Below are 9131 nucleotides of genomic sequence, written 5' to 3'. Positions count from 1 at the left end.
TTGCATACTAATGTTCTATCTGCCATTGTATATTCCTCCTTAAAATTAAAGATTTTACGTTGATTAATATATATTCTCTAATTTTTATTAGGAGAAATCTATCTTTCTTTGTAAACCTTTTTTAAACTATGTATTCATTATATCACATTTAAAATTTAATTCAAGTATTTATATTCAGTTCTAAAAAAATATTTTTAATAATTATTTATTTTAACATTTAAAACTTATTATAATAAAAACAAAAGCTATAAGATTACTCTTATAGCTTTTTATGAAAATATTTAATTATCTTCTGTTTTGTTGTTTTCTTGATCTTCTGCAATCTGCACATCTTACAGGATCGTTATCGAATCCTTTTTCTTTGTAGAATTCTTGTTCTCCTTCTGTGAATACGAATTCTTGTCCGCAATCTTTGCATACTAATGTTCTATCTGCCATTGTATATTCCTCCTTAAAATTAAAGATTTCTGTTGATTAATATATACTCTCTAATTTATATTAGGAGAAATGTATTTATCTTTGTAAATCTTTTTTCATTATGAATTAATTATAACACATATATTACTAAATGCAATACTATTTTTAAATTTTAATTATTAAAATCTAAATTTTTAATAATTACTCCAAACCAAATCATACATATACCTAGCATTGCATGAGTTGTACCAGCCATATGACTTAAGCCTACAAAATCTTTATTCATAACTTGAAGTATTCCTCTTAAAATTAACATAATCACAACTAGAATTAATGATATATTATATGACATAAACCAAATATTAAATTTCTTATACTTACTTATACTAAAATTTTTTTCAAGAATAAGTACTATTATAAAAAATATAAAACCTAAAACCAACAAATGTGGATGTATTGACTTCAATACAGTTTGTCCATTAAAGTCATTAAACTTTGTGAACTCTCTATAAAATACGCCACCTATAAGACCTAATATTAAATATAAAAATGATAAGTTAGCAAATTTCTTCATATTTTCTCCTTACTTTATAATAATTATTATTTAATAATTATTATAAAGTACTATTGTTTTTAATTCAACTACAAATTTTATTTAAATATATGTCTTATAAACTCATAAGGATGATAAAACAATAAACGCGGTCCTGAAAACTTCATAACTTCCTTTATTTTAAGTTTCATTTCAGGTTTATAACAATGTATAGTACACTTACTACAAGACGTTTTCTCATTTCCGAACTTGCAATATTTTAACCTTGTATGTGCGTATTTTAGAAGTTCACTACATTCTTTACATAATTCATTTTTAATTCCATGATTTTTTCTACAATAAAGTTTAATCATAACTTCCACAATATTTTTTTCTTTTTCAATTCTATTCAATATAATCATTACCTTTCACAATACTTTTTTGATTGTTTTTCTTAACTGTTTTAATTTTAAATATAAAATAATAAAGTTTTATTATTATTAATGATATTAAAAATATTCTAACATGAATCGAATCTACTATTATAATAGGAATTAAAATCATTGTATCTGCAAAAAGTAATATGCATATTTTTTCTTTTAACGTCATAGACTTTTCATTTACAAAGCTTTCTAAATGTTTTTTATAAAGTTTTGTATTTTTAAACCAATCATCAAATCTTTTCGATCCTCTAACAAAACAAAATGATGCTAAAAGATAAAAAGGAGTTGTAGGAAGAATAGGCAGTATAACCCCTATTGTTCCTAATGTAAAAGCAATAATTCCCACTACTATATAAATATATTTTTTTATTTTATTCATTTCTCCCCCATAATGTCTATTTAATTTAAAATTCTTGTTACAGTTCACTTAATTTTTTATTTTCTAGTTTAAATATTTTATTGGTTATAGCTTCTGTAGATTTTCTATGTGTAATTAGAACTATAGTTTTATCTTTTATATTGTGATTTATTGCATTTAATACTTCACCTTCATTTAAAGTATCTAAATTGCTAGTTGGTTCATCTAATATGATTATTTCAGCCTTACTTAAAAATGTTCTAGCAAGTCCAATTCTTTGTTTTTCTCCTGACGAAAGATTGCCACCTAACTCTCCTACAATAGTTTCATATCCTTTAGGTAAAGATATTATAAAATCATGTATAGACGCTTTTTTTGCAGCATCCACTACTTCTTCATGATTTGCATTTATTGATGCAATCTTTATATTTTCTTCTATACTTTCATTAAAAAGAAAAGTTTCTTGACTCATTAATACTTGATTTTTTCTTAAAGTATTTGTAGGTAATTCTTTTAGGTTTACATTACCTAAAGTTACATTCCCCTTATTTACATCAAAAAATCTCATAAGTAATTTTGCAAATGTACTTTTTCCTATTCCACTCTCACCAACTATAGATATCTTATCTCTTTTTTTTATATTTATATTTACATCTTTTAATATCTCTTTTCTATTATCATATTTAAATGATACATCTTCATACATAATATTTAATGAATTCAGATCACAATCACCAAAAACTTCTTCAACTTCTGGATTTTCATCTAAAATATTAAATAGTCTTTCAGCAGAAGCCAATGTAAATATTAAATTATTTGATAAATTGCTTAGTGCAACTACCGGCCCAAAAGATGAAGCTATAATAACTATTGCTATTATTAGTATAGATAATGTAATTTCTCCCTTATAAAGCAAATGACTTCCCACAAATAAAAAGACTAATATAGAACTCATAATTGTAAAATCAGTAATTGCTCTAACTATTCCTTCGTGATTCTTTATTGTTTTTTGCTTTTCATTTAAGTTTATAGATTTATTATGTATTTTGTTTAATCTTTCATTTCCATTTTTATAAATTAATATTTCTTTTAATCCTCTCAATGAATCTAACATATATGAATTTGCATCTCCAAAGGCGCTTCTATATTCAACTCCTGATTGTTTAGAAAATTTAGATGTTGTATAAGGTATTATAAAACCTACAATTATAAAAAATATCAAAGCAATCATTCCATAATACATATGTATATTCCATAATATTATTGTTATTATCAAATTTGTTATTATAGCAATTGCTATAGGTGCTATTGTATGTGCATAAAAAACTTCTAGTAATTCTATATCTGATGTTATAATAGACACTAAATTCCCTTTTTCCTTATTTTCTAATTTTGCAGGAGCAAGTTTTCTTAATGCTTTAAACACCTTATCCCTAAGTATAGCTAATATTTTAAAAGCAATATAATGACCTGATAACTGTTCTATATATCTTAAAGGTCCCCTTAAAATTGCACATATTATCATAATTATAATTGAACTTGTAAAAGTTATATTAATCATTTTATAATTTAATACTGGTGTTGCTAGAGATATAGCATCTATTCCATTAGAATCAATGATTGTACCAATGGCAACTGCTCCAAAAGTTGTTATACTTATTGCAGCTAAAAATCCTAAAACCCCCATGGATATTGTTAAAACCATAAAAGGTATTAATGGTTTTAATTCTTTAATTAATCTTTTCATTATTTTGAATCCAGATTGTCTTTCCATTATATTGCCTCCTTTCTCTCTAATTTTTTTTGATTTTCAATCATTTTATAATACTCATTTTTTAAGCTTAATAAAGTATGATGATCTCCTTCTTCAACAACTTTTCCATTTTTCATAACATAAATTTTATCTGCATTTTTAACATTTTGTAATCTATGAGAAATCATAATTATAGTTTTTTCTTTAGACAATTTATTTATTGAATCTAAAATTAGTTCTTCAGACTCAACATCTATATTAGAAGTTGCTTCATCAAAAATCATAACTTCCCTATTAGATAAAATAGCCCTAGCTAAAGCTAATCTTTGTTTTTGACCTCCAGATAATAAATTTCCGTTCTCTCCAGTTTTAGTGTGTAATCCATCTTTTAATGTGTTTATAAATTCTTTCAAATTAGATAACTCTAGTGCTCTATTAATTTCCTCTTTAGTTGCATCATCCTTTGCCATAAGTAAATTATCTAATATTGTTCCATTAAATATGTATGAATTAGTGCTTATAAGTGTGATTTTTTCATATATGTTATCAAAACTTAAATCATCTATATCAATAGAATTAAATAGAATTTTTCCATTATCTACTTTATACGTGTTTAAAATCAATGATGCAATAGTGCTTTTCCCCGAACCACTTTTACCTACTATTGCAGTAAAAGTACCTTTAGCAAACTTCATCGAAACATTATCTATAACTTTTCTCTCCTTATCATAACTAAAACTTATATTCTTAATATTTATATTTAAGTCACATAATTCATTTTGCATATTTAAACTTTCTTTTTCAAGCTCTTTTGCATCTAATAACTTAAATATTTTTTCTGACGCAGCTATACCATTCATTGCCACATGAAAGAAAGAACCTAAAAGTCTTAGTGGTATAAAAAATTCTGAAGATAATAATATTATCACAACTACTTCTCCAATAGTCAGCCTACCATTCAAAAATTCATTTATTGCTACAATAGAACCTATACTAGCTCCTAAGAACGCTATTAAGTCCATAATAGTTATTGAATTAAGTTGCATTTTTAAAACTTTCATTGTTATTTTTCTAAAATTCTCTGCTTCATCATTCATTTTTTTATGTTTAATATCATCAACATTAAAAACTTTTAGAGTAGTTAATCCTTGAAGATTCTCAAGAAAAGTATCACCTAAACTTGAGTATATACCCCAATATTTCTTTAATATTTTTTTTGCAATCTTCATAATTGCTATTATTGAAATTGGAATAAGTGGAACTGATATTATAAAAACTACTGCTGACTTAATTGATATAAATGATATAACAATAAATAAAGTAAGCGGTGCTATAAGTGAGTAAAATAGTTGTGGCAAGTATTTACCAAAATATATTTCTAATTGCTCAACCCCTTCTATAGATGCTTGTACAATTGAAGAAGTTGACATAACCTCATTATAATTTAATCCTAGGTTTAGAAGCTTTCTGTACATCATATCTCTTAGCGTAACTTTTACATTTGAAGATGCCTTGTGTGAAAAATATCCACTACTTAAACTACTTATAAATCTAATAATGAGAAAAAGTGCTATAATAATAAATTTTCTTGTATCTATTACATTTAAATTAGCCAAATCATTTATTATATTACCTATAATAGTGATAATACCTATATTGCATATTATAGATATCCAATTCACTAGAACTGTAAAGTTAATATATTTTTTCGAATCTTTGCATAAGTTTATCAATCGTTTATCTATCATCATTATTTATCACCTCTAATTTAATTAATCATAATTTCAAATTTGGATCCTATAATAAAATAACACAATTGATAATGATTTTCAATATTATTTATGTTGTATTTTTATGATTTAATTAAAAAAAATAAGAAGGAATACAACAAAATGTTGCATTACTTCTTATGTACAAAAGATTTTCCAATCCACTTTTTCTTATTCCATCTATTATATACTAATATAGCTCTAAACCACTCATCTACAGTAAATCCAATCCACATTCCAACAAGTCCAAGACCTAATTTTATACCTAACAAGTATGAAAGACCTACACCAAAAGTCCACATTGAAAATATCCCTATATATACAGGAAATTTAACATCTCCTGCTGCTCTTAAGGAATTTATACCAACTATATTCACTGTCCTACCTGGCTCTAATATTAAATCTATGGCTAATACTATAGCACCTAAACTTATTATTTCAGAGTTTGAAGTAAACATATGTAAAATATTCTTTCCAAATATAAAAAATACAAAACTAATACTAACCGTTACGATAATTGCCTTCTTTAAACATACTAAACAAAGTTTATGTGCTACGTCATTTTCTTCTTCACCAACTAATTGTCCTATTACTATACTTGCACCTTGTCCTAGTGCTGCTGAGAATAGATATGCAAAACTTGCTATATTTGAAATATAGCTTTTTGTTGCCATGGAGTTTATACTTATCAAATTAATAAAGCTTATAACTACTAATTGAGATAAATTATATGATATTTCTTCACCTGCTGCTGGTATACCAATTTTTAATATGTTTTTCAAATCTTCTTTTGGAAATGGTTTAAATAAATCAAGTTTTATTCTTTTTAATACATTTCTATATAAAACTATCCCCAATACAATTAACCCTATAAACTTACTTAATGTTGTTGATATTGCAGCTCCTCTAACACCTAAACTTTCAAATCCAAAATGTCCAAATATAAGTATATAATTTAAAACTACATTAATTATATTCATTAGCAATGTTACAAACATACAAACTTTTGTAAGTCCATGAGGTCTTAAAATTGCTGTAAAAGTCATTGAAATAGCTTGTATAAATATGAAACCACCTACAAATTCTATATATTGTTTTCCATATATAAGTAACTCATCTGATGTATTTAAAAGTTTTAGAAGAGTTGTTCCTAAAAATATCATTATTATACTTAAAATTATTCCTATTAAAAAGTTAAAACCTATAGAAACTCCACTTAATCTAATAATATTATCATTATTTTTACCATTTTCCTTATTGTATCCTATGTACTGTGCTACAAGTATAGATGTTCCTGCAGTAATTAATGAAAACATAAGATTAACCATAAACATTAATTGATTTGCAACTCCTACTGCTGCAACTGCATTATCTGAGTATCGTCCTAACATAAAAATATCTACTCCACCAAGAAGTGATATAAGTATACTTTCTATAAATATAGGCCATGTAATTTGTATTAACTTATTTTTAATTTTCTTATCTATCATATTATCTCCTTTATCTTTTGTTTTTTAGTTCTAACTAAAACTTAAATAATTCCACTTTTAAGCTTTCAACCTTACTTTATCAAAAATTTGACTTTTTAATTATATATTAAAATTAATTTTGCTTCTATATAAAATTAATATGTAGTAATTTTCATAAAAAAGACATTCGTAATTAATTTTTATATTAGATTGGGAATAGTAATGTGTAACAACAAGGTTAAAATCTAGCTTACAGATTTATTTACATATTTAATTGATAGAATTAAGTCCACTATACATATAATCATATCCCTACTTATAAAATACTTTGCCCTTAAAAAAATTCAATTTTATGTAAAATAAAAAAACGTGACTTAACACGCTTTTTAGTTTTCAAATTATTTAATTACACATTCATCAAAATGTACTACTTTATCTCGGCCACTTTCTTTTGCTACATAAAGAGCTTTATCTGCTTTATTAACTACATTTTTTAAACTTTCTTTTTTATATTTTCCCTTAGTATATACTCCAATACTTACAGTTATTATGTTAGTCACTTTAGAATGTCTATGCGCTATCCTTTTTCTTTTTATAGAATTTCTAAGTCTTTTTACTCTTTCTAATGCAACTTCTTTTGGTGTTTCTTTAAGAATAATACAGAACTCTTCTCCACCATATCTTACACATATATCATCTTTTCTAAAAACTTCTCTTATTGCATTAGATACTTCTTTTATAACTTTATCCCCTTTAACATGACCATAGTTGTCATTGTATAACTTAAAGTAATCTATATCTAACATTATAATTGAAAACTCGTAATCATCAATATAGTTATAGACTTTATTTTCATATTCATCTAAATATCTTCTATTATATAACATTGTTAAAAAATCTTTATCTTTTTCTTCTTCTAATCTTCTTATTCTTCTTCTATCATTATTATAAAGTTCTTCTAATATTAATAACAATATTAATGTTATTATCCAGTTCTTTTGCTCTACAGATTCATGCTTGTAATTTTTAGCCATAGCTTCTTGATACTTTTGCTTTTCTACAGCATATATACTGTAATCTTTATGTATAACTTCTTGTTCTTCATAACTTAAATTTATTAGCTCATCCTTGTAAAAATTAGATGTATCTTTATCACCAATTTTACTATATAACTCTGCAAGTTTTTCAGTTATTATTTTTTTCAGTTCCCTATTATTTCTTTCTTTAGCTAGTTTTAAAGCATATTCATATTTTGATATAGAATCCTTATAATCTTTTTTATTGTAAAGTAAATCCCCATAAGCTTTAATCAATGTTATATCTTGATCTAAATACAGCTTTTTACTTTCACACTTCATTAAAAGTTCTGCTTCTTTTAATGAGTTTTCAGCCTTTTCTAGTTCTCCTTTATAAATATATACCTGAGATTCAATAATATTTTTTAAAGCCTCAACATTATTTGCTTCATCCTCACTTAAGTATTTTGTGTAATCACTAATTCTTAATGCGGTTTCTAAAGCTGCATCATAGTGTTTTGTAATAATATGTAATTCCGATAAATTTATAAGTCCATATGTTTTAGCTAATGCATTTTCATAATCATCATCTATGTCTATTTCTAAACTTTCTTTTAATGGCAATTTAGCTTGATCATATCCTCCTAATTTTCTAAATACTAAAGATAAATCTACAATAGCCTTTGCTTTAAAATATTGTTTGTCCAATTTTTCTGACAGTGTTACTATCTCTAAACCATACTCTATAGCTTTGCCATAATTAGAGTTTGCAACATAGAGCATCTCTAATTTTCTAATTATATAAAACCTATATTCATCACTTATATTTTCATGAGATATTCCACGTTCTAAAATTTTTATAACTTTTTCTCTTCCTTCTGGTATATATAGTATAGTTTTTAAAACTTCCCATATATCTTCTTCATTATAGTGAGGATTACTCTCATTTATATATCCAAACCCTTCTTCTATGTAATAAACAGCTTCATTATACTTCTCGTTTCGTATAAAACAATCTGCCAAAAACTTATTACTATAAATTTTAACAAAATAACTTGTAGTATTATTTATATTTGTACATGCCAATTTAAAATTTTTTAGGGCACTATTAAAATCATAACTTATGTAATCAAAATATCCATTTAAAAAATGTTTAGTAGAACTATTGGGATAATTTTTTATTATATTTCTTTTCTCTTCTATAGTTTTTTTATCAATAATCGTCTTATTAAAATAGGACTCAGAAACTTCTTTAATTAAACTATTCATATTTTTATCATCATCAATTTCTAGTGGTATTATAAATAGAAATAGCATAATAATTAAAGTTGTAAAATAAATTAAATTTTTTTTCATACGTTTCTCCAAATTTAT

Annotated in this window: 8 protein-coding genes; all 8 read right to left on the bottom strand. The window is 24.6% G+C overall.

The genetic code is table 11. The features are described from left to right. Positions 1-285 precede the first annotated feature (285 nt). Positions 286-438, bottom strand: a complete 153-nt coding sequence (locus AC07E4_RS09285; RefSeq protein ID WP_478216211.1) for a zinc-ribbon domain-containing protein — start codon at positions 436-438, stop codon at positions 286-288. Between the two features lie 151 nt (positions 439-589). Continuing rightward, entirely contained in the window at positions 590-991 is a 402-nt protein-coding gene (locus AC07E4_RS09280; protein WP_040327329.1) for a DUF2871 domain-containing protein, read from the bottom strand. A 77-nt stretch (positions 992-1068) separates the two neighbouring features. Continuing rightward, positions 1069-1362, bottom strand: a complete 294-nt coding sequence (locus AC07E4_RS09275; protein ID WP_187372129.1) for a nitrous oxide-stimulated promoter family protein — start codon at positions 1360-1362, stop codon at positions 1069-1071. Beyond that, on the bottom strand, positions 1355-1771 hold the full coding sequence (locus tag AC07E4_RS09270) for a YbaN family protein (protein ID WP_040327327.1): 417 nt from the start codon (positions 1769-1771) through the stop codon (positions 1355-1357). The genes AC07E4_RS09275 and AC07E4_RS09270 overlap by 8 nt, the downstream gene beginning before the upstream one ends. A gap of 37 nt (positions 1772-1808) precedes the next feature. Continuing rightward, positions 1809-3524, bottom strand: coding sequence for an ABC transporter ATP-binding protein (locus tag AC07E4_RS09265; protein WP_478216210.1), 1716 nt, complete (start codon positions 3522-3524; stop codon positions 1809-1811). Then, positions 3524-5254: an ABC transporter ATP-binding protein/permease gene (locus AC07E4_RS09260; protein ID WP_478216209.1), complete on the bottom strand. Its 1731-nt coding sequence runs from the start codon at positions 5252-5254 to the stop codon at positions 3524-3526. Before AC07E4_RS09260 ends, AC07E4_RS09265 begins: the two co-directional genes overlap by 1 nt. A gap of 149 nt (positions 5255-5403) precedes the next feature. Continuing rightward, positions 5404-6762: an MATE family efflux transporter gene (locus AC07E4_RS09255; protein ID WP_040327324.1), complete on the bottom strand. Its 1359-nt coding sequence runs from the start codon at positions 6760-6762 to the stop codon at positions 5404-5406. A gap of 377 nt (positions 6763-7139) precedes the next feature. Next, positions 7140-9113, bottom strand: a complete 1974-nt coding sequence (locus tag AC07E4_RS09250; protein ID WP_478216208.1) for a tetratricopeptide repeat-containing diguanylate cyclase — start codon at positions 9111-9113, stop codon at positions 7140-7142. Between the last annotated feature and the right edge of the window lie 18 nt (positions 9114-9131).

It is taken from the genome of Clostridium amazonense (genome assembly GCF_056431285.1).
Note: the sequence above shows the minus strand (reverse complement) of the source record. Positions and strands in the feature narration are given on the sequence as shown.

Excerpts from the sequence above, each read along its gene's own strand:
- AC07E4_RS09285 (WP_478216211.1), bottom strand. The coding sequence starts at position 438 with ATGGCAGATAGAACATTAGTATGCAAAGATTGCGGACAAGAATTCGTA.
- AC07E4_RS09280 (WP_040327329.1), bottom strand. The coding sequence starts at position 991 with ATGAAGAAATTTGCTAACTTATCATTTTTATATTTAATATTAGGTCTT.
- AC07E4_RS09270 (WP_040327327.1), bottom strand. The coding sequence starts at position 1,771 with ATGAATAAAATAAAAAAATATATTTATATAGTAGTGGGAATTATTGCT.
- AC07E4_RS09265 (WP_478216210.1), bottom strand. The coding sequence starts at position 3,524 with ATGGAAAGACAATCTGGATTCAAAATAATGAAAAGATTAATTAAAGAA.
- AC07E4_RS09260 (WP_478216209.1), bottom strand. The coding sequence starts at position 5,254 with ATGATGATAGATAAACGATTGATAAACTTATGCAAAGATTCGAAAAAA.
- AC07E4_RS09255 (WP_040327324.1), bottom strand. The coding sequence starts at position 6,762 with ATGATAGATAAGAAAATTAAAAATAAGTTAATACAAATTACATGGCCT.
- AC07E4_RS09250 (WP_478216208.1), bottom strand. The coding sequence starts at position 9,113 with ATGAAAAAAAATTTAATTTATTTTACAACTTTAATTATTATGCTATTT.